At 72.6% G+C, this 19,107-nt stretch carries 16 protein-coding genes and 1 pseudogene; 9 read left to right on the forward strand and 8 right to left on the reverse strand.

What is annotated here, in order from left to right; genetic code table 11:
• Positions 1-89: 89 nt before the first annotated feature.
• The gene (locus WFJ01_RS02250; protein WP_292882602.1) at positions 90-455 is read left to right on the forward strand and encodes a Fe-S protein; all 366 of its coding nucleotides are present in this window, start codon (positions 90-92) and stop codon (positions 453-455) included.
• Between the two features lie 220 nt (positions 456-675).
• Here WFJ01_RS02250 and WFJ01_RS02255 read toward each other — a convergent pair whose 3' ends face one another.
• The 4 genes from WFJ01_RS02255 to WFJ01_RS02270 all read right to left on the reverse strand — a co-directional run bounded on the left by WFJ01_RS02255 (position 676) and on the right by WFJ01_RS02270 (position 4,987).
• Positions 676-3,033: a heavy metal translocating P-type ATPase gene (locus WFJ01_RS02255; protein ID WP_336628081.1), complete on the reverse strand. Its 2,358-nt coding sequence runs from the start codon at positions 3,031-3,033 to the stop codon at positions 676-678.
• A gap of 38 nt (positions 3,034-3,071) precedes the next feature.
• Complete coding sequence (locus tag WFJ01_RS02260) at positions 3,072-4,049, reverse strand: heavy-metal-associated domain-containing protein (RefSeq protein WP_336628082.1); 978 nt, start codon at positions 4,047-4,049, stop codon at positions 3,072-3,074.
• Entirely contained in the window at positions 4,049-4,258 is a 210-nt protein-coding gene (locus WFJ01_RS02265) for a heavy-metal-associated domain-containing protein (RefSeq protein WP_251443585.1), read from the reverse strand. The genes WFJ01_RS02260 and WFJ01_RS02265 overlap by 1 nt, the downstream gene beginning before the upstream one ends.
• Positions 4,259-4,408: 150 nt before the next feature.
• Complete coding sequence (locus WFJ01_RS02270; protein WP_336628083.1) at positions 4,409-4,987, reverse strand: DUF1349 domain-containing protein; 579 nt, start codon at positions 4,985-4,987, stop codon at positions 4,409-4,411.
• Positions 4,988-5,051: 64 nt separating this feature from the next.
• Here WFJ01_RS02270 and WFJ01_RS02275 point away from each other — a divergent pair, with 64 nt between their 5' ends.
• Together WFJ01_RS02275 and WFJ01_RS02280 are read left to right on the forward strand one after the other, a co-directional pair.
• Positions 5,052-6,290: a hypothetical protein gene (locus WFJ01_RS02275; RefSeq protein ID WP_292882588.1), complete on the forward strand. Its 1,239-nt coding sequence runs from the start codon at positions 5,052-5,054 to the stop codon at positions 6,288-6,290.
• 60 nt (positions 6,291-6,350) lie between these two features.
• Entirely contained in the window at positions 6,351-6,872 is a 522-nt protein-coding gene (locus WFJ01_RS02280; RefSeq protein WP_292882585.1) for an AAA family ATPase, read from the forward strand.
• 28 nt (positions 6,873-6,900) lie between these two features.
• Here WFJ01_RS02280 and WFJ01_RS02285 read toward each other — a convergent pair whose 3' ends face one another.
• The 4 genes and pseudogenes from WFJ01_RS02285 to WFJ01_RS02300 all read right to left on the reverse strand — a co-directional run bounded on the left by WFJ01_RS02285 (position 6,901) and on the right by WFJ01_RS02300 (position 11,211).
• Positions 6,901-8,052 (reverse strand): cystathionine gamma-synthase, encoded by a 1,152-nt coding sequence (locus WFJ01_RS02285; RefSeq protein ID WP_292883558.1) that lies wholly within the window; start codon positions 8,050-8,052, stop codon positions 6,901-6,903.
• Positions 8,053-8,328: 276 nt separating this feature from the next.
• A pseudogene (locus tag WFJ01_RS02290) lies at positions 8,329-9,357 on the reverse strand (PLP-dependent cysteine synthase family protein); the annotation flags it as partial.
• 67 nt (positions 9,358-9,424) lie between these two features.
• Entirely contained in the window at positions 9,425-9,874 is a 450-nt protein-coding gene (gene sufU / locus WFJ01_RS02295; protein WP_292882583.1) for a Fe-S cluster assembly sulfur transfer protein SufU, read from the reverse strand.
• On the reverse strand, positions 9,871-11,211 hold the full coding sequence (locus WFJ01_RS02300; RefSeq protein WP_251443600.1) for a SufS family cysteine desulfurase: 1,341 nt from the start codon (positions 11,209-11,211) through the stop codon (positions 9,871-9,873). Before WFJ01_RS02300 ends, sufU begins: the two co-directional genes overlap by 4 nt.
• 151 nt (positions 11,212-11,362) lie before the next feature.
• On the opposite strand from WFJ01_RS02300, the gene WFJ01_RS02305 reads away from it, so the two are divergent.
• From WFJ01_RS02305 to WFJ01_RS02330, 6 genes are all read left to right on the forward strand, one after another.
• On the forward strand, positions 11,363-12,382 hold the full coding sequence (locus WFJ01_RS02305) for a hypothetical protein (protein WP_336628084.1): 1,020 nt from the start codon (positions 11,363-11,365) through the stop codon (positions 12,380-12,382).
• A gap of 77 nt (positions 12,383-12,459) precedes the next feature.
• Positions 12,460-15,279, forward strand: a complete 2,820-nt coding sequence (locus WFJ01_RS02310) for a hypothetical protein (protein WP_336628085.1) — start codon at positions 12,460-12,462, stop codon at positions 15,277-15,279.
• Positions 15,280-15,443: 164 nt separating this feature from the next.
• Positions 15,444-17,153, forward strand: coding sequence for a radical SAM protein (locus WFJ01_RS02315; protein ID WP_336628086.1), 1,710 nt, complete (start codon positions 15,444-15,446; stop codon positions 17,151-17,153).
• 99 nt (positions 17,154-17,252) lie between these two features.
• Positions 17,253-17,597 carry a hypothetical protein gene (locus tag WFJ01_RS02320; RefSeq protein ID WP_336628087.1) on the forward strand — a complete coding sequence of 115 codons (345 nt, stop codon included), beginning with the start codon at positions 17,253-17,255 and terminating at the stop codon, positions 17,595-17,597.
• Positions 17,597-18,403 (forward strand): prolipoprotein diacylglyceryl transferase, encoded by an 807-nt coding sequence (locus tag WFJ01_RS02325; protein WP_292883555.1) that lies wholly within the window; start codon positions 17,597-17,599, stop codon positions 18,401-18,403. Before WFJ01_RS02320 ends, WFJ01_RS02325 begins: the two co-directional genes overlap by 1 nt.
• 154 nt (positions 18,404-18,557) lie before the next feature.
• Positions 18,558-19,043, forward strand: a complete 486-nt coding sequence (locus tag WFJ01_RS02330; RefSeq protein ID WP_292882568.1) for a hypothetical protein — start codon at positions 18,558-18,560, stop codon at positions 19,041-19,043.
• Positions 19,044-19,107: the final 64 nt, after the last annotated feature.

Genomic DNA, 19,107 nt, shown 5'->3' on the forward strand with positions numbered 1-19,107 from the left:
CGCGCCCGATCCCCCTGCCGGATCCACCCACCCGCTGGATCCGCCCTGTCCGAATCCCTCTGCCCGTCCGATCCGAAAAGGAGACACCCATGGATCCTCTGTCCCTGCTGCGCGAGTTCCTCGTGCTCGTGCACCTCGTGGGCTTCGCCCTCCTGCTCGGCGGCTGGGCCGCCCAGGCCGTGCGCCGGCGCTACGTCACCACGACCCTGTTCCGCACCGGGCTGGGGGTCATGATCGCGTCGGGCCTGATCCTCGCGATCCCCTTCCCCGCCGGGGTGCACCTGGACTACGTCAAGCTCGGCGTGAAGCTCGTCGTCGCCCTGGCGATCGGCGGCGCGTTCGGCGTCGTCATCACCCGCGAGCGCGCGGGCCGACCGACCGCGGGGGCCTTCTGGACGATCGGCGTGCTTGCGGTGCTGAATGCGGGCATCGCGATCTTCTGGCACGGCGCCTGACGCCCTCGGTCGAGCTCGCGGCACGCGGGCCCGGCGGCCCGCAACCCGACGACTTCACACGGAGATGTACGCGTTCTTCGGATCCGTTCTCCGGATCCGTCCGAAGAAGGCGCACTTCTCCGCCGCAAAGTACCGGGCTGCCCCGTCCGGGTTCGACTCAGAGGCCCCGGGTCGAACCCGTCGCAGCGCCCGGCTCAGCGGAACCGGCACAGCCTGCGGCTCAGCGGAACCGGCGCAGCCTCAGGCTGTTGCCCACCACGAAGACGCTCGAGAACGCCATGGCGGCTCCGGCCAGCATGGGGTTCAGCAGCCCCAGCGCGGCGATCGGGACCGCCGCCACGTTGTACGCGAAGGCCCAGAACAGGTTCGTCTTGATCGTGCCGAGCGTGCGGCGCGAGAGCCGGATCGCGTCGGCCGCCGTGCGCAGGTCGCCGCGCACGAGCGTGATGTCGCTCGCCTCGATCGCGACGTCGGCGCCCGTGCCCATCGCCATGCCGAGGTCGGCCGTGGCGAGCGCGGGGGCGTCGTTCACGCCGTCGCCCACCATCGCGACGACACGCCCCTCGCCCTGAAGCCGGGCGATCACGTCGACCTTGCCCTCGGGGAGCACCTCCGCTGACACCACGTCGATGCCCACCTCCGCGGCGATCCGGCGGGCGACCGCCTCGTTGTCTCCCGTGAGCAGGATCGGGGTGAGTCCGAGCCGCTTGAGCGCGGCGACGGCCTCGGCGCTCGTCGGCTTCACCGTGTCGGCGATCACGACGACGCCGCGGGCGGATCCGTCCCAGCCGACCGCGATGACGGTCTTGCCGCCGCCCTCGGCCTCGGCCTTGGCCGCCGCGACCCGCGGGCTCAGGTGCTGCGCCCAGTCCGCGAGCAGGGCCTCCCGCCCGACGAGCACGGCGTGACCGTCGACGACGCCCTGCACGCCGCGACCCGGGATGTTCTCGAAGGACTCGACGGGCGGAACCGGTCCCGCACCCGCCGCCGCACGGGCCACGGCCTGCGCGATCGGGTGCTCGGAGGCGGCCTCGACGGCGCCCGCCAGACGCAGCAGCTCGGCGGCATCCGTGCCGTCCTCGACGATGACGTCGGTGACCTCCATCCGGCCGCTCGTCACCGTCCCGGTCTTGTCGAGCACGATCGTGTCGACCTTGCGGGTGGACTCCAGCACCTCCGGACCCTTGATCAGGATCCCGAGCTGCGCACCGCGACCGGTCCCGACGAGCAACGCCGTGGGGGTCGCCAGGCCGAGGGCGCACGGGCATGCGATCACGAGCACCGCCACCGCGGCCGTGAACGCCGCCGTCGCGGGGAACCCCGCGCCGAGCCAGGCCCCGAGCGTCACCACGGCGATCGCGATCACGATCGGCACGAACACTCCGCTGATCCGGTCCGCGAGGCGCTGCACCTCGGCCTTGCCGGTCTGCGCATCCTCGACGAGGCGCGCCATCTGCGCGAGCTGCGTGTCGGATCCGATCCGCGTGGCACGCACGACGAGGCGCCCGCCCGCGTTGACCGTGGCTCCGGCCACGGCATCGCCCGCGCCGACCTCGACGGGCACGGACTCGCCGGTGAGCATCGAGGCGTCGACCGCCGACGTCCCGGAGACGATGACGCCGTCGGTCGCGATCTTCTCCCCCGGTCGCACCACGAACTCGTCGCCGACGACGAGCTGCGCGATCGGGATCCGCACCTCCTCGGTCCGCACAGCGGTCTGCGGTGACGCGCTCCCCGCGTCCGAACCGGCGCCCCCGGCCGCCGAGTCGGCGTCCCCGGGCACCGCGCCGGCATCCGCCGCTTCCGGGGCAGCGCCCCCGGCCCCTGCGCCCGCCGAAGCGCGCAGCACCGCCACATCCTTGGCGCCGAGCTCGAGCAGCGCGCGCAGCGCCGCTCCCGCCCGCCGCTTGGAGCGCTTCTCGAAGTACCGTCCGGCCAGGATGAACACGGTCACGCCCGCACCCACCTCGAGGTAGATGTTGCTGCTGCCGTCACCGGCCTGCAGAGCGAACGAGAACTCGTGCCGCATGCCCGGCATGCCGGCCGTGCCGAGGAAGAGGGCGTACAGCGACCAGCCGAAAGCGGCCAGCGTCCCCATCGAGATGAGGGTGTCCATGGTCGCGGCGCCGTGGCGCAGGTTCAGCCAGGCGGCGCGGTGGAACGGCCAGGCGCCCCACACGATCACCGGCGCGGCGAGCGCGAGCGAGGCCCATTGCCAGTTGGTGAACTGCAGCGCCGGGATCATCGCCATCGCGATGACGGGCACCGCGAGCACTGCGCTGACGACGAGACGGGTGCGCAGGGAGCGCAGCTCGGGGTCGTCCGCCGTAGGGGCATCGCCGGCCGGCGGCTCCGCGACCGGCGGCGCGGGGAGCACCGCGGAGTAGCCGATGTCCTCGACCTGGGCGATGAGCGTCGCGGGGTCGAAGCCGTCCGGCAGGTCGACCCTCGCCTTCTCGGTCGCGTAGTTCACCGTGGCGGTGACGCCGTCGATCCGGTTGAGCGTCTTCTCGATGCGGTTGGCGCAGGAGGCGCACGTCATCCCGCCGATCTCGAGCTCCACGCTGTTCGCGTTCATGGGTGCATCTCCTTCCGGGGTCGGTCGTCTTCGAGGGGTCAGTGCTGGTGGGTCGCGGTCTCGGCGCCGTGCGCATCCAGGACGAACGCTGCGGTGTGCACGGATCCGGAGGCCAGGAAGTCGAAGTAGAGCAGGTAGCGGCCGGCGGTGGGCACGTGCGCGCCGAACCGGACGTCGGGGCCGGAGGTCGCGTCCGGACCGGTCGGTGCGGCGCCCTCGGGGTGCACGTGCAGGTAGGCGAGGTCGCCTTCGCGCAGCGCGACCAGATGCCCGAAAGCCGCGAGGTACGGCTGCAGCGTCGTGACGGGCTCGCCGTCGCGGCGGACCGTCACGGTGAGCTCGGAGCCGGATCCGGCGACGAGATCGCCCGCGATGCTGACGTCGAAGCCATCGACGCTCGTCCGGGTGCTCGTCGCAGGGACGACGGGCGCGAAGGATCCGGCGACCTCGACCGTTCGCGAGAGCGTGATCGGATCCGCCTCCGTCCCCTGAGGCTCGCGCAGGGCCGCGAAGTCGGCGAACACCCGGTACGAGCCGGCGGCGCTCCAGGACCACGGGATGCTCCAGGTGCCGGTGGCCGCGTCGAGAACGGGGTGCACGTGCCGGAACTGCGCGCCGTCGCTGCGGACGACGATGAGGTGCAGGTCCTTCTCGTGCTGTGGCGCGTAGGCGGTGAGCGGGGTTCCCGATGAGTCCAGGATCCGGAAGCTCAGAGCCCCCTGCTCCCCCACCGCGGCCGGCGCGGAGACCGGATCCAGCGTGTACCCGCCGGCGGCGAGCGACACGCCCGCAGTCCACGCGGCCGCCTGTGCGCCCTGGTCGGCGCCCGTCTGCGGCGCGCTGCCGTGCGCGTCGTGCCCGTTCATGCTCTTCTCCTCCTGCTGAGTTCCCTGCTCGTGCTGAGTGCTCTGCGCCGCGGCGTCTCGCGGGGCGACGAGCGCCGCGACGCCGAAGGCCACGGCGAACGCCGCCGCGAGCCCGGCGCCGTAGAGACCCAGTCGTCCCGCGGCGTTCATCAGGCCCGGACCGCCCGGTAGCCCGCCTCGTCGACGGCCGCGAACACGCTCGCGTCCTCGAGCGGGGCGCTCGCCGTGATCCGGAGCGAGCCGTCGGCGGCGCTCACCTCGACGGCGTCGACGCCGGCGATCTTGCCGACCTCGCGGCGCACGGACATCTCGCAGTGCCCGCAGGTCATCCCGGTCACCTGGTATTCGGTCGTGGTCATGTCGTCTCCTTCAGTCGATACCCCGTCCGGGTATCCGACATCGACAACCATATACCCCCTGGGGGTATTCCGCATCCGTCGAGAATGCCGCATCGAAAGGCAGCGTCCGCGGATCCGGGAGCTGCACCGGCACGTCGGACCGGTCCGCGATCAGTGCAGCGCGCCGTCCGCCTCGACCACGCGCCATGCGTGCAGGCGCACGGCGAGGCCGGCCCGCGTCGGCGCGCAGACGAACGGACCCGCCTCGGCGGTGACCCCTGCCGGGAAGGGCAGCACGCGCACCAGCTGGAGGGGCTGCCCCAAGAGGCCGGCGCGTACGGTGAGCGCGTCCGCCCCGCGACTCACCCGCACCTGGATCCGGCGGTCCGCCCACTCCGGCACCGGGGCGAGCGACCAGTCCGACATCCCGTCGGTGACGACGGCGCCGACCTGCGGCCGCCCGTCCGCGAACTCGACGCCGGCCTTGACCCAGCGCTCCGCCGAGACGCGCACGAAGACGCCCGCCTGGTCGAACTGCTCGGAGAACGCCGCCGTGAACTCCACCTCCACGGCGGCGCCCACGGCGAACGGCACGAGGAGCGCATGCTCGCTGTCGTGCACGAAGCCGTAGGACGTGACCCGCCATGCATCGCTGCCCTCGACGGCCGTGACGACGAGGTCGCCGTGCTCTTCCGCCGTCCCCGCGGGATCGTGGGTCCAGCGTCCGTCCGACCAGGCGATGTCCGTCATGACCTCAGGCTACGGGCACGGCGGCGGCCGGGCGGGCCCCGTCGGTGCGGGTAGTCTCGGCTCCATGTCCGACGGAACCGCCGACCCCGCCGCGGTCGCCGCACCGGTCGGCGCCCGCGCCCGGCAGCGCGCCGCGGATCGCTGGTTCCGCGAGCAGGGGCTGCCGACCTTCGTGCCGCTGCGGCGCTGGTTCACCGACCTGCCGCGCCGCGTCGCCCCGCTGGTGACCGCGGTCACCCTGACCGCCGCGCTGCTCTCGGGGATGGGCGAGGGGATCGATGCGATCGCGGCGCTCCTGCCCGACGACGAATGGGCGCTGCTGGGGCTCGTGCTGCTGTTCCTCGCCCTCACCGCGGTCATCGTGTGGGCCGGGTTCCGGCTCATCCGCGCGGCGCTGCGCCGGCTCTCCGCCCCGTCCGGCACCGCGGTCGCGGGGATCGTGATCGCGATCTGCCTGGTCGCGCTCATCGTGGGCGGCTATCTGCTGAAGCCGGCGGCCCTCGTCGCCCCGGTGATCGAGGGGCTCGCCCTCGTCGCCGTCTGCATGCTGGCCACGGGCGCCGGCGGCGGTGCGCTGCTCTCCTGGGGCAGCCGCCTCGCGGTGCGCAACGTCTCGGCGGTCGGGCACATGGCGTCGATCGCGCTCCCCGTCATCCTGATGCTCGTGGTCTTCGCGTTCTTCTCCGCCGAGGTCTGGCAGATGAGCTCGGCGCTGCCCTGGGGATCCATCGCGCTCGTCGGCGCCGTCGTCGCGGCGCTCGCGCTCATCGTGGTCCTGCGGGTGTGCGCGTCCGAGATCGACGAGATCAGGCAGACCCTCACCCCCGAGGAGCGCGCCGCGCTGCTCGTCGGCACCCCCGTCGCGCGCGAGGGATCCGCATCGGCGCCGTCCGCGCCGCTGCGCTTCGTCCAGCGCTTCAACGTGATGCTCGTGATGGCGGTCGCCCAGCTCATGCAGGCGGTGCTGTTCGCGGCGATGCTCTGGGCGCTGCTCGTGCTCATCGGCGGCATCGCCATCCCGGTCGGGGTCGTCGAGCTGTGGGTGGGACCGGGAACGCCCGCCCACCCCCTGCACGTGGAGCGCCTGGCGATCGGTGGCGCGACGCTCCCGATCACGATGAATCTCGTCAAGACGGCGGCGCTGATGTCGATCATCTCCTCGCTGCCGTTCGTCCTGTCGGCGGTGAGCGAGCAGCGCTACCGCGAGCGCTTCTTCGATCCGATCATGGCCGACATGCGGCGCGCGATCGTCGTGCGCGACGTGCTCATGGCGCGCACCCGCGGAGGCCGGGCGGCCGGCTGAGCCCCGCCCTTGCGGAGTCCGCCCCGCACGCCGCGGCAGGCGGATCCGTAGACTCCGGCCATGCGCATCGTCGTCTCCGGCACGCACGCGACCGGCAAGAGCACCCTGATCTCCGACTTCGCCCTGGCGCACCCCGGCTTCGCCGTGCTGCCCGATCCCTTCGAGCTCGTGGACGAGAGCCTCGGATCCGGATCCGTCGTCGCCCAGCTCAGGGTCAGCGCCGAGCGCCTCCTCGATCCCGCTCTTCCGAGCGCCGTGATCGCGGAGCGCGGGCCGCTCGACTTCCTCGCCTACCTCGCCGCGTTCGACGAGCTCGGTCGCTCCGGGACCGCCGCCGGGCTCCTGCGCCGCGAGGCGCCGCTCGCCGCCGAGGCCATGCGGAAGGTCGATCTGCTCGTGCTTCTCGGCCCGGAGGACATCGCGGTTCCGGACGAGGAGGACCCGGAGCTGCGGGACGCGACGGCCGAGGCGCTGCTCGAGCTCGCCGACGACGAGGACCTCACCGGCGGCGCCCGGATCCTGGAGCTGCAGGGGGATCCGGCGACCCGGCTGGCCGCGCTGCGCCGCGCCCTCGAGACGTGAGCCAGTCGCGCCGGACAACGCGCGGTGCTCAGCGGGCGAGCGCCTGCTCCAGGTCGGCGAGCAGGTCGGCGGGATCCTCCAGGCCGACGGAGAGGCGCACGACCTCGATGGGGACCGCAGCCTCGGTGCCGCGCACGGAGGCGTGGGTCATCGCGTCGGGGTAGTTGACGAGCGACTCCACGCCGCCCAGCGACTCGGCGAGCTGGAACACGCGCGTCGACTCGGCGAAGCGCCGCGCAGCCTCCCCCGACTCCAGGGCGACCGAGACGATCCCGCCGAAACCGGACATCTGTCGCGCGGCGAGCTCGTGGCCGGGGTGCTCGGGCAGCCCCGGGTAGTACACGCGGGCGACGCGCGGATGGGTCACGAGGAACTCGGCGACCGCCTCGGCGTTGGCGTTGTGCTGGCGCATCCGCACCGGCAGGGTCTTGATGCCGCGCGTGGTGAGCCAGGCGTCGAAGGGTCCGGAGACCGCGCCCACCGCGAACTGCAGGAAGCCGACCTTCTCGGCCAGTTCGGCGTCGTTGAGCACGACCGCCCCGCCGACGACGTCCGAGTGCCCCCCGAGGTACTTCGTCGTCGAGTGCACCACCACGTCGGCGCCGAGGGCGAGCGGGCGCTGCAGCGCGGGGGTGGCGAAGGTGTTGTCGACGACGACCACGGATCCGGCGGCGTGGCCGATCTCCGCGAGGGCGGCGATGTCGGAGATCCGCAGCAGCGGGTTCGACGGCGTCTCGACCCAGAGCACGCGCGGAGGACGCGCGGCGACCGCGGCGCGGACTGCCTCGGTGTCGCTCATGTCGACGACCTGCACCGTGACGCCCCAGGCGCCGAGCACTCGCGAGATGAGCCGGAACGTGCCGCCGTAGACGTCGTTGCCGAGCAGCACGTGGTCGCCGGGCTGCAGGATCGCGCGGAGCAGGGTGTCCTCCGCGGCGAGGCCGGACGCGAACGAGTAGGCGCGGGCGCCGCCCTCCAGCGCGGCGAGCTGCGCCTGCAGCGCGTCGCGGGTCGGGTTGCCGCTGCGTCCGTACTCGTACCCCTGGCGGAGGCCTCCGATGCCGTCCTGCAGGAACGTGGTCGACAGGTGCAGCGGAGGGATCACCGCCCCCGTGTACGGGTCGGCGGCCTGCCCGGCGTGGATGGCGGCGGTGGCGGTCTTGTCGGTCTCGATGGTCATGTCGGATCCCTTCGGGGTCGGAGCGTTCGTGGTGTCTGCGAGGTCGTTGAGCGAGGATGGCGCAGCCGAGCCGGGGCCGCCGGGGTCGTTGAGCGAGGACGGCGCAGCCGACCGAGACGAAACGCCGGGGTGCGCAGCGGGCGCAGCCGGCACGGCGAACCCGTTCCCGGTCATCCAGTCGTCGTCGTAGAGCTTGTCGAGGTAGCCGCGGCCGTGGTCGGGCAGCAGCACGACCACGACGTCGTGCTCACCCAGCCCTTCCGCGATCCGGAGGGCGGCGACCACGGCCATGCCGCTGGATCCGCCGACGAGGAGCCCCTCCTCGCGGGCGAGCCGGCGGGTCATCGCGAACGACTCCGCATCCGAGACGCGCTCGTAGCCGTCGACCACGGATCCGTCGAACGTGTCGGGGAGGAAGTCCTCGCCCACTCCCTCCACCAGATAGGAGTGCACCGGACCGCCGGAGTAGAGGGACCCCTCCGGATCCGCGCCGACGACGCGCACGCGGCCGGCGCTCACCTCTTTGAGGTAGCGGCCGGTGCCGCTGATGGTGCCACCGGTGCCGATGCCCGCGACGAAGTGGGTGACCCGGCCTTCGGTGTCGGCCCAGATCTCCGGGCCCGTCGACTCGTAGTGCCCCCGCGGACCGTTCTGGTTCGCGAACTGGTTCGGATTGAACGCCCCGGGGATCTCCCGGGCGAGCCGCGCGGCGACCGAGTAGTACGACTCGGGGTGCTCGGGCGGCACCGAGGTGGGCGTGACGACGACCTCGGCACCGAAGGCTCGCAGGGTGGCGACCTTGGGTCCGTCGAACTTGTCCGGGACGACGAACACCATGCGGTAGCCCCGTTGCAGGGCGATCAGCGCGAGGCCGACCCCGGTGTTGCCGCTGGTCGCCTCGACGATCGTTCCGCCTGCCTGGAGCAGACCCTCTCGCTCGGCGGCGTCGACGATCGACCGCGCGATGCGGTCCTTCGCGGATCCGCCGGGGTTGAAGTACTCGACCTTGGCGAGCACGGTCGCCCGGATGGCCGGCCGCTCGGCGGTCGCGCCGACGACGGAGGAGAGACGGACGAGGGGCGTCGCGCCGACGAGATCGGCGACGTGGCTTGCGTAGCGCACGGAGGGTGGTCCTGAACGGTCGTCGCGCGAGGGCGCGGAGCTGTCTGTGGTCGTCGAAGGAGCGCGGAGGGCGCTCAGAGACAACAACGACAGGTCAGGCTCACGCGGCCAGCATACGCCTCGGGATCCGGATCCGATTCCCGCGGCGTAACAGTGGCCGTAACAGAGGCGCAGTCCGCGCACGCCCGATAGGCAGGGGCGGCGTCGACCGGGCGCCGGCGCCCGCAGCGCGGCTGACGCCGCGGCGGTCTCAGGCGCGGAGCAGGGCGTCCTCGAGGGCGACCCAGGCGAGCATCGCGCACTTCACGCGCGCCACGTAACGGCTGACGCCGGTGAGGGCCGCGGCGTCGCCGTACAGGTCCTCGTCGAGCTCGACGGCGCCGCGCGAGCGCAGGGCTTCGCGGAAGCCGTCGATGAGCGTCGTCGCCTCGGCCCGGGTCTTGCCGACCACGAGCTCGGTGAGCATCGACGCCGACGCCTGGGAGATCGAGCAGCCCGCGCCGTCCCAGCTCACCGCGGCGATGCGGTCGCCCTCGTCCGAGATGCGCGCGCGCAGCGTGATCTCGTCGCCGCAGATCGGGTTGCGCTGGTGCGACTCCGCTTCATGGGCGTCGTCCGTCGCCTCGAGCAGGCCCTTGCCGTGCGGGCGCTTGGAGTGATCCAGGATGAGCTCCTGGTACAGGTCTTCGAGGCCGCTCACTTCGGCTCCCTCCGATCGCTCGGCGCATCGCCTGCCTGACGCACCCCCTGCTCCGCGGAGGATCCGGAGACGCCGAAGAACTCCCGCACCCCCGAGACCGCGTCGAGCATGCGATCCACCTCGTCGGCCGTGTTGTACAGCGCCGCAGAGGCGCGCACCGACGCGGTCACGCCGAGGCGCGCGTGCACCGGCTCGGCGCAGTGGTGGCCGACGCGCACGGCGACCCCGCGTGCGTCGAGGAACTGCCCGACGTCGTGCGCGTGCACGCCGTCGACGACGAAGGCCTGCAGAGCCACGCGCTCCGCGCCCTCCGCGGCGCCGAGCAGCCGGACCCCCTCGATCGCGCCGAGGCCTTCGCGCAGGCGACGTTCGAGCGCCGCCTCGTGCGCGTGGACCGCATCCATCCCGAGACCGTCGAGGTAGCGCACGGCGGCGGCGAGCGCGATCGCCTGCGACACCGGCTGCGTGCCGGCCTCGAAGCGCTGCGGCGGGGGCAGGAACTCGGTGCGTTCGAAGGTGACCCGGGTGATCATCGAGCCTCCGGTAAGGAACGGCGGCAGCGCCGCGAGGACCTCCCGGCGTCCGTACAGGCCGCCGATGCCGTACGGCCCCTGCATCTTGTGCCCGGAGAACACGGCGAGGTCGACGCCGAGCGCGGGCAGATCCAGCGGCAGATGCGGCGCCGACTGACACGCGTCGAGCACGGTGAGGGCGCCGACCTCACGCGCCAGCGCCACCACCGCATCCACCGGGTTCACGATGCCGAGCACGTTCGAGACGTGCGTGAAAGCGACGACCCTGGTGCGGGATCCGATGACCTGCGCTGCGTGATCGAGATCGAGCGACCCGTCGTCGCGGATCCGGATCACCCGCAGCACGGCTCCCGTGCGCGCCGCGAGCTCCTGCCACGGCACGATGTTCGCGTGGTGCTCGGCTTCGGTCACAACGAGTTCGTCGCCCGGCTGCAGCGCGAAGCGGGCGCTCGCGGGCGCACCACGACCGAGCGTGGCGTTGCCGATCGCGTAGGCGACGAGGTTCAGTCCCTCGGTGGCGCCGTGCGTCCAGACCAAGTCGTCCGGCTGCGCCCCGACGAAGCCGGCCACGGCGGCGCGGGCGTCCTCGTACAGCTCGGTGGCCTCCGCGGCGAGGGTGTGCGCGCCTCGGTGCACGGCGGCGTTCGAGCGCTCCAGGAAGTCGCGCTCCGCATCGAGCACGACGCGGGGCTTCTGGCTCGTCGCGGCCGAGTCGAGATACGCCAGCGGCATGCCGTTGACGGACTCGGCGAGGAGGGGGAAATCGGCGCGGACGGCGGCCGCATCGAGGACGGGAGAGCTCACACATCAACGCTACGTCAGTGCGGGGCGGCTGGACGCGCTGTGGCGCCGCAGCTGCGATCCGCAGAAGCGGAGTGAAACACGCGATCGCGCCTCTGGACAGAACCGCCGCGGGGGAATACCTTGTGCCGTAAGCAGTATATCGGGGGGATTCATGCAGGGTCGTGCGCGTTCGCTACGGGGATTCGTCCCCGCTGCGCTCGCGGGCGGAATCCTCGTCCTCGGCTGGATGGCGCTGTCCATCGCCTTCGGATCCGGATCGGCGCAGGCCGCCGAAACCGCACCTCCGGCACCCCCGAGCCTCCTCGGCACGCTGCAGAGCACCGTCGGTGCGGTGCAGGACACGATCGTCGACGCGCCGGCCACCGTGCAGAGCACGCTCTCGGCCGTGCAGCAGACCGTCACCGAAGTCCTCCCCTCCCCCGTCGCCGACGCGGTGGCACCCGCGACCGACGCGATCGCCGACGCACCGGCTCCCGCAGACGCCCCGGAGACGGCCACGCCCCTGGTGGCACCGCTCGTGGACGCGGCGGCCCCGCTCCTGCAGAGCCTCGGCCAGACCGCCGGCTCCGCGGTCGACGCGGTCACCAGCACGGCCGGAACCATCGTTCCGGCGCTGAGCCCCGTGCTGACTCCGGTCGGAGCTGTGCTGCAGCAGGTCCCCGCGACGCTCGATTCGGTGACCGCGACCCTTCCGAGCCTGGCGGCGTCCGTCGACGACACGGTGGGCACGGTGACCGACTCCGTGCACTCCGTGACCGGCCCCGCCCCCTCGCCCGTCGCAGGGGAAACGCCCCAGCTCATCCCTCCGGCACCCGCCGGCATTCCGGATCCCGCTTCGCCCCCGGTGGCGCCCTCCTCGTCCCCGACGGAGGAAGGACCCGTGCTCGCGGCGCCCGCGCTCGACGAGGGCTTCTCCGTCGCGCCGCCGGCCACGACGTCCGTGGTCTCTCCCGGCGCCCCCGCGCGCCACCCGGCTGGATCGCCGACCTCCGAGTTCGGCGTGCCGGGAACCGGATCCGCCTCCGGCGGCAGCACGACCGACCTGCGCCTGTTCGGCACGGTCTCCTCTCCGTCGGCGGGCGAGCGCCTGCTGACCGTCCGCATCGGATCCGCAGGCGATGACCGCCTGCCGGTCTCTCCGGTCGCGGACCACGACTCCTCTCCCGACTGATCGGGGCACGGCCGTCCTTCGAGGACGGCACGCGTCATTGCGCATGCGCGCATCCCCAGATCAGAAGGAAAGAGAACATGAATCGCATCGTCAAGCGTGCTCTCTGGGGCACGCTCCTCGCGGGCGGGATCACTCTCGCCGGCGCAACGGCGGCGAACGCCGCGGAGGCACCGCCCAACGGCGCCGACTGCGGCTGCAACGTCGTCAAGAGCGCTCTCACGACCGTGACGAACCTGCTGACCGCCCCCTGCGACCAGCCGTCCGGCGGTCAGCCGGGTTCGGGCGGAACGGAGGGATCCGGTGGGCTTCCCGCCGTGACCCAGGACGTCTCGGCCCTCGTCACGGACACCCTCGCCACCGCCACCTCCGCCGTTCCCGGCGGTTCGCCCGGTGGCGGGACTCCGGGAGGAGGAACGGATCCCGGCCTCCCCTCCGCACCGGTCGACACCGTGCTGGACACGGTGACCGGCGTCGCGGACACCGCCACGAGCGAGGTCGCGAACACCGTCAGCGGAGTCACCGGCGGTCTGCCCGACCTGCCCTCGGTTCCCGGGCTTCCCGGCACCGGCGCACCGGGTGGCGGCACCGGATCCCCGGGCGTCGTCACGATCCCGGTCCCTGGGGTCGGCACGGTCCACGCCGGCGCCACCCCGGACGGCCTCGACGTCGGGAAGAACCTGAACGTCCTCGGCATCAAGGACGACTGGGACCTCACCGCCGGCCGCAACGGCATCGCCACCACGGACCGCATCGGCACAGACACCACGAACGTCTACGTCGACGCCGCGGTGCCCACCACCGGCACCACCGCACCCCACGCGTCCGTGACCCTGCCGAGCCTCGGCGGACTCACCGACGGCGGGCTTCCCGGAGTGCCGGGCCTGCCCTCGGTTCCGGGTCTTCCCGGCGGATCCATCCCGGGTCTTCCGTCCCTGCCGATCGGTGACCTCACCGGTGCGCTCGGCGGACTGGCCGGATCCCTCCCGGGCCTGCCCTCGGTTCCGGGTCTTCCCGGCGGATCCATCCCGGGTCTTCCCGGAACGGGCGGCACCTCCGGAGTGATTACGATCCCGGTCCCGGGAGTCGGCACAGTCCACGCCGGCGCCACCCCGGACGGCCTCGACGTCGGGAAGAACCTGAACGTCCTCGGCATCAAGGACGACTGGGACCTCACCGCCGGCCGCAACGGCATCGCCACCACGGACCGCATCGGCACAGACACCACGAACGTCTACGTCGACGCCGCGGTCCCCACCACCGGCACCACCGCACCCCACGCGTCCGTGACCCTGCCGAACCTCGGCGGACTCACCGGCGGCCTGCCGGGCCTTCCGTCCGTCCCGGGTCTCCCGGGCGGCGGCACCCCCGGCGGCAACGGCGGCGGAACACTTCCGGGCCTGCCCGCCCTGCCCCTCGGTGACCTCACCGGCGCGCTCGGCGGACTGACCGGATCCCTCCCGGGTCTCCCGGGCAACGGCGGCACCCCGGGCGGTAATGGAGGAGGAACCGTCCCGGGGTTGCCCGCTCTGCCCCTCGGCGACCTCACCGGCGCGCTCGGCGGACTGACCGGACCCCTGAGCGGTCTGACCGGCGGCCTTCCGGGCCTGCCGACCCTGCCGGGGCTTCCCGGAACCGGCGGAACCCCGAGCACGGGCGTCATCACCGTCCCCATCCCGGGTGTCGGCAGCGTCCACGCCGGCACCACCCCCGACGGCCTGAACGTCGGCAAGAACCTGAACGTCCTCGGAATCAAGGACGTCTGGGATCTCACCGCAGGCCCCAAGGGAATCTCCACGACCGACCGCATCGGCACCGACAGCACCAACGTCTACGTCGACGCCGCGGTCCCCACCACCGGCGCCACCGCACCCCACGCGGCGGTGACCCTGCCCAGCCTCGGCAACCTGACGGATGGACTCCCCACCGTCCCGGGCCTTCCCGGAACCGGCAACCCTGGCACCCCGGGCACCCCGGGCACCGGCGGAATCCTCCCGGGCCTGCCCAACCTCGGCGGGATCACCGGCAGTCTTCCGGGCCTGCCCAACCTCGGCGGGATCCTCGGCGGTCTGACCGGCGGCCTTCCGGGCCTGCCGACCATCCCCGGCCTTCCCGGAACCGGCAACCCCGGCACCCCGGGCACCGGCGGAACCCTCCCGGGCCTGCCCAACCTCGGCGGGATCCTCGGCGGTCTGACCGGCAGTCTTCCGGGTCTGCCGACCATCCCCGGCACCCCGGGCACCGGCGGAACCCTCCCGGGCCTGCCCAACCTCAGCGGGATCACCGGCAGTCTTCCGGGCCTGCCCAACCTCAGCGGGATCCTCGGCGGTCTGACCGGCAGTCTTCCGGGTCTGCCGACCGTCCCCGGCCTCCCGGGCACCGGCAACCCCGGCATCCCGGGCACCGGCGGAACCCTCCCGGGCCTGCCCTCGCTGCCCATCGGTGACCTCGGCGGGATCACCGGCGGTGTCACCGGAGCTCTCCCTGCGGCGCTCGGCGTCGCCGGAGAGATCACGGGTTCCGCACCGGGCGCGATCGGCGGGATCACGGGATCCCTTCCCGGCGTGATCGGCAGCGTGATCGGGGGCATCACCGGTTCGCTGCCGGGCCTGCCGACCGTTCCGAGCACGCCGGGCACCGGAACCCCGGGAACTCCCGGCACCGGAACCGGCACTCCCGGGTCCGGTATCGGAGGAACCGCTCCGGGTGCCGGCACCGGCGGAGTCCCGATCGTGTCCACCGTGGCACACCGTCTGGTCGGTGCAGCGCACAGTCTGTACGCCTCGACCCCGAGGAACGGCTCTCTCGCGCAGACCGGGTTCTCCGACCCGTTCCTGCTCTTCGCCGGGCTGATCCTGCTCGCTGCAGGTGCGGTCACGAAGGCGTTCGAACGTCCGTGAATCCGAACGAGCGGAGGGTCGTCCTCGCGGGCGGCCCTCCGCTTCCGAGCCGCTGATCATCCGGAACGACGGTGTCGCGTCGCCTCCGACCGAGAACAACGGGGTTCTCCACACGCCCCGCGGAAGCGGCTCGCCCCCGATGCCCTGGCCGCTAGGGTGGCCGCATGACCCCCACCGCGGAGACTCCGGCAGGCCTCGGTTCGGCTGCGGCGGGAGCCCCCGCCCGCGTGAAGACGGCGGGATCCGGCCAGCCCCTGCGTGACTACCGCGTGCATCGCTACGTCAACGCGTTCTGCCCGACCTGTCACGAAGAGGATCCGGATCGCCCGCTCGCCGACGTCCGCCGGTTGAGCGGCTGGCTGGCCGTGCGGAACGATCGGGTCTGGCTGGAGCGCGGGTGTCCCGAACACGGGCTGCAGCGCACGATGTACGACGAGTCGGCCGAGATCCTCACCTACCTCGAGCAGTGGACCGCGCCGACCAAGATCCACGAGCCCGATCTCGCCGGCAACTTCAAGCCCGTGCCCTCGGCCTATGAGGACGGCCTCCCCGAGATGCAGACGCAGCACACCTGCATCCTGCTGGAGGACCTCACGGACCACTGCAATCTGCGGTGCCCGACGTGCTTCGCGGAGTCCAGCCCCGCGGCGAGCGCGATCGCACCGCTGGCCGACGTGCTCGCCTCGGTCGACGCACGGCTGGCGCGGGAGAACGACCGCATCGACGTGCTCATGCTCTCGGGCGGCGAGCCGACGCTCTATCCCTGGCTGGAGCAGCTGCTCGAGCACCTCGTCGCACGCCCCGTCGTGCGCATCCTGCTGAACTCCAACGGCCTTCGCATCGCCCAGGACGACGCGCTCGTCGAAACCCTGAAGAAGCATCGCGAGCGGGTCGAGGTCTACCTGCAGTACGACGGCGAGAGCGCCGAGGCGTCCGCCTACCATCGCGGGGCGGACATCCGCCGGTTCAAGGAGCGCGCGCTCGCCCGGCTCAGCGAGGCGGGGGTCTTCACGACCCTCACGATGACCGCGGCCCTGGGCGTCAACGACGACGAGATCGGCGCCGTGATCCGCCGCGCCATGGCGACGCCCTACGTGGGCGGCGTGACCATCCAGCCCGTGTTCGGATCCGGACGCTCCGCGGGGATCGACCCGGACGACCGCCTCACGCACACCGGGGTGCTGGCGCGGCTGGCACCGCAGACCGACGGCGAGGTCACCTGGAAGGACCTCACCGCGCTGCCGTGCAGCCACCCGCACTGCTGCTCGGTTGGCTACCTGCTCAAAGACGACTCCGGATCCTGGAACTCGCTGACCAAGCTCGTCGGCCACGACAAGCTCAAGGACTTCCTCGACCTCAACCCCGACCTCATCGCGAACCGGATCGCCGACAGCGGCATCAACCAGAAGCTCAAGGACTCGGTCAAGCAATCGCTGCTCGACCTGCTCAGCGAGCAGTCCTCACTGTCGCACCCCTCGATCGGATCCCTCTGGAAGGACATCTGCACGGGATGCGACCTCGGCATCGGCACGCTCACCAAGCTCGCCACCGCGGCGCTGCCCGGCCAGCACAAGCGACTGCGCCGGTTCCTCGGCGAGCGCGTCAAGCGCATCACGGTCAAGCCCTTCATGGACATCAACACGATGATCGAGGAGCGCCTCACGCAGTGCTGCGTGCACGTCGCGACGGTCAACGAGCAGACCTCGGCGCATCAGTGCGCACCGTTCTGCGCCGTGCAGGCCTGGGCGCCGCTCTCCCGCACGCGCATCTCGACCGCGACCGGATCCGCGGGCGCCCGCGGCGCCGGTCCCGCCCGCGACGCGGGCGTCGACGCCGGCGACCGCGCGCGACTCCCGCTCTCGGTGGGGCACTGAGCCATGTCCTCGGGTGGCGATGCACGCCATGACCGGTTCCGGACTCCGCCGGAACCGGTCGATCATGCGCCGCACGCGGCGACGGGCGGCGAACCGACGGTGCTCGGCACGTCCGGCGGACCTCCGGAGCCCGGCGAGATCGATCTGACGGGCCTGAACCGCTACGACGAGACGGTCGGATCCCCCGCCCCGCCGTTCGATCCGCTGCGGCTGTGCGTGTTCACGACGGTCGCGCTGATCGCCTGCGTACTCGGCCCGATCGCCGTTCTGGGCTTCGCGCTCATCGCCATCGCCGGCTATGCGCGCGCCCGTCGTCAGGGTCTGCTGCGATCGAAGTGCAAGCTCGGCGACACCCGCCTGGTCCTCGCGTATCTGTCGGTCCTCGCGCTTCTCTCGGCCGTCGCGACGCCGTTCTGGGTGATGTTCTGGATCGGGCGGTTCTGATGTTCCCGACGCTGCAGGATCTGCTCGGGCCCTGGGCACCCCCGCTCGAGACGCACGGCTTCTTCGTCGCGCTCGGCCTGGGCGCGGCGGGGATCGTGTTCCTCATCGAACGCCGCCGGCGGGGCGTCACGGATCCGCGGGTCGCCTATCTCGTGCTCGGAGCCCTGCTGGGCGCGGCGATCCTCAGTCGCCTCGGCACCTGGGCGCAGCACATCGACCTCACCAAGAACCGCGACCTCGTCGCGCAGCTGACGCAGGGCAACGCCTCGATCCTGAGCGCTCTGGTCGGCGCGTGGCTCGGCGTGCACGTCGCGAAGAGGATCGTCGGCTACCGCGACCGCAGCGGCGACCTGTTCGCCCCCGCCGTGGCGATCGCGATGGCGATCGGCCGCTTCGGCTGCCTCTTCACGGAGCGCCCCGGCACCCCGACCGGCACGGGCTGGGGCATCGTCCTGGATCCGGCCGCCGCGGCGCGGGTCGGATCCCCGGCCGGCGTGCCGCTGCATCCGAGCTTCGTGTACGAGATCGCGTTCCACGCGGCGGCGTTCTGCCTGCTCTGGTTCTGGCTCCGCCACCGCGACATCGCCGCCGGCGAGACCCTCACCCTGTACATCGCGGCCTACGGCGTCTTCCGGTTCTTCGTCGAGTTCGTCCGCGGCAACGACGTCGCCTGGCTCGGCCTGACCCGACCGCAGCTCTTCCTGCTCGTCACGATCCCGCTCCTGCTCGCCCGCATCGTCGGGAAGGCGCGACGAGGCGCCTTCCCGCTCACCCCCAGGAGGACCCCGAGTGAACAGCACGCCTGACCTCCCGTCCGAACCGGATCCGGCGCAGCCGCCGACGCCCCCGGACACACCGCCGCCTCCGGGCACGCCGGCGCCACCGCCGGCTCCGCCGGTGCAGCCGGTGCAGCCGGGAACGCCGGATCCTCCCGCGCCGCCGCTGCCGCCGGAACCACCCGTGCCCCTGGCGCCGCCGCTCACCCCGCCGCTGCCGCCCGCACCGGTTCCGCCGCCGGGCCCGGTCGCGCCCGCGGGCCCTCCCGCGGGCCCTCTTCCCGGCGCGTCGCTGCCCGCAGGACAACCCGGCGCACCCGGCGCACCCGCGGGAGCGCCCGGCGTCCCGGGAGCGCCCGGCGGCTATGCCGGATACGTCGGCCCGACCGGCGCACCGGCACCGCGCTCGGGACTGGGCTTCGGCGCGGGCATCGGCGTCGGGACCGCGGTGGGCTGCGTCTCCATGATCCTCGCCCTGATCCTGTTCTTCAGCCTCGCCAACCTCGGCATGGCCTTCTCGATCGGGGCGGTCGTGCTTCCGCTCATCCTGGGCGCGGTCCTGCTGATCTGGCGGCAGACCCGGGGCATCGGCGTCGGAGTCCTCATCATCTCGGCGGCCGCGTGGATCATCGTGATCGGGCCGTGCCTGGGATTGCTCAACGGCCTCTGAACCTCTCCCCCGGATGGGCCGTCGCTCTCGGCGCGGGGTCGACGATCGACTCGTCCCCAAGGAA

Origin of the sequence: Microbacterium sp. MMO-35 (genome assembly GCF_037147555.1) — a bacterium.
GTDB lineage: Bacteria > Actinomycetota > Actinomycetes > Actinomycetales > Microbacteriaceae > Microbacterium.

Excerpts from the sequence above, each read along its gene's own strand:
- WFJ01_RS02255 (WP_336628081.1), bottom strand. The coding sequence starts at position 3,033 with ATGAACGCGAACAGCGTGGAGCTCGAGATCGGCGGGATGACGTGCGCC.
- WFJ01_RS02260 (WP_336628082.1), bottom strand. The coding sequence starts at position 4,049 with ATGAACGCCGCGGGACGACTGGGTCTCTACGGCGCCGGGCTCGCGGCG.
- WFJ01_RS02310 (WP_336628085.1), top strand. The coding sequence starts at position 12,460 with ATGAATCGCATCGTCAAGCGTGCTCTCTGGGGCACGCTCCTCGCGGGC.
- WFJ01_RS02280 (WP_292882585.1), top strand. The coding sequence starts at position 6,351 with ATGCGCATCGTCGTCTCCGGCACGCACGCGACCGGCAAGAGCACCCTG.
- WFJ01_RS02275 (WP_292882588.1), top strand. The coding sequence starts at position 5,052 with ATGTCCGACGGAACCGCCGACCCCGCCGCGGTCGCCGCACCGGTCGGC.
- WFJ01_RS02305 (WP_336628084.1), top strand. The coding sequence starts at position 11,363 with ATGCAGGGTCGTGCGCGTTCGCTACGGGGATTCGTCCCCGCTGCGCTC.
- WFJ01_RS02325 (WP_292883555.1), top strand. The coding sequence starts at position 17,597 with ATGTTCCCGACGCTGCAGGATCTGCTCGGGCCCTGGGCACCCCCGCTC.
- WFJ01_RS02315 (WP_336628086.1), top strand. The coding sequence starts at position 15,444 with ATGACCCCCACCGCGGAGACTCCGGCAGGCCTCGGTTCGGCTGCGGCG.
- WFJ01_RS02270 (WP_336628083.1), bottom strand. The coding sequence starts at position 4,987 with ATGACGGACATCGCCTGGTCGGACGGACGCTGGACCCACGATCCCGCG.
- WFJ01_RS02265 (WP_251443585.1), bottom strand. The coding sequence starts at position 4,258 with ATGACCACGACCGAATACCAGGTGACCGGGATGACCTGCGGGCACTGC.
- WFJ01_RS02285 (WP_292883558.1), bottom strand. The coding sequence starts at position 8,052 with ATGACCATCGAGACCGACAAGACCGCCACCGCCGCCATCCACGCCGGG.
- WFJ01_RS02250 (WP_292882602.1), top strand. The coding sequence starts at position 90 with ATGGATCCTCTGTCCCTGCTGCGCGAGTTCCTCGTGCTCGTGCACCTC.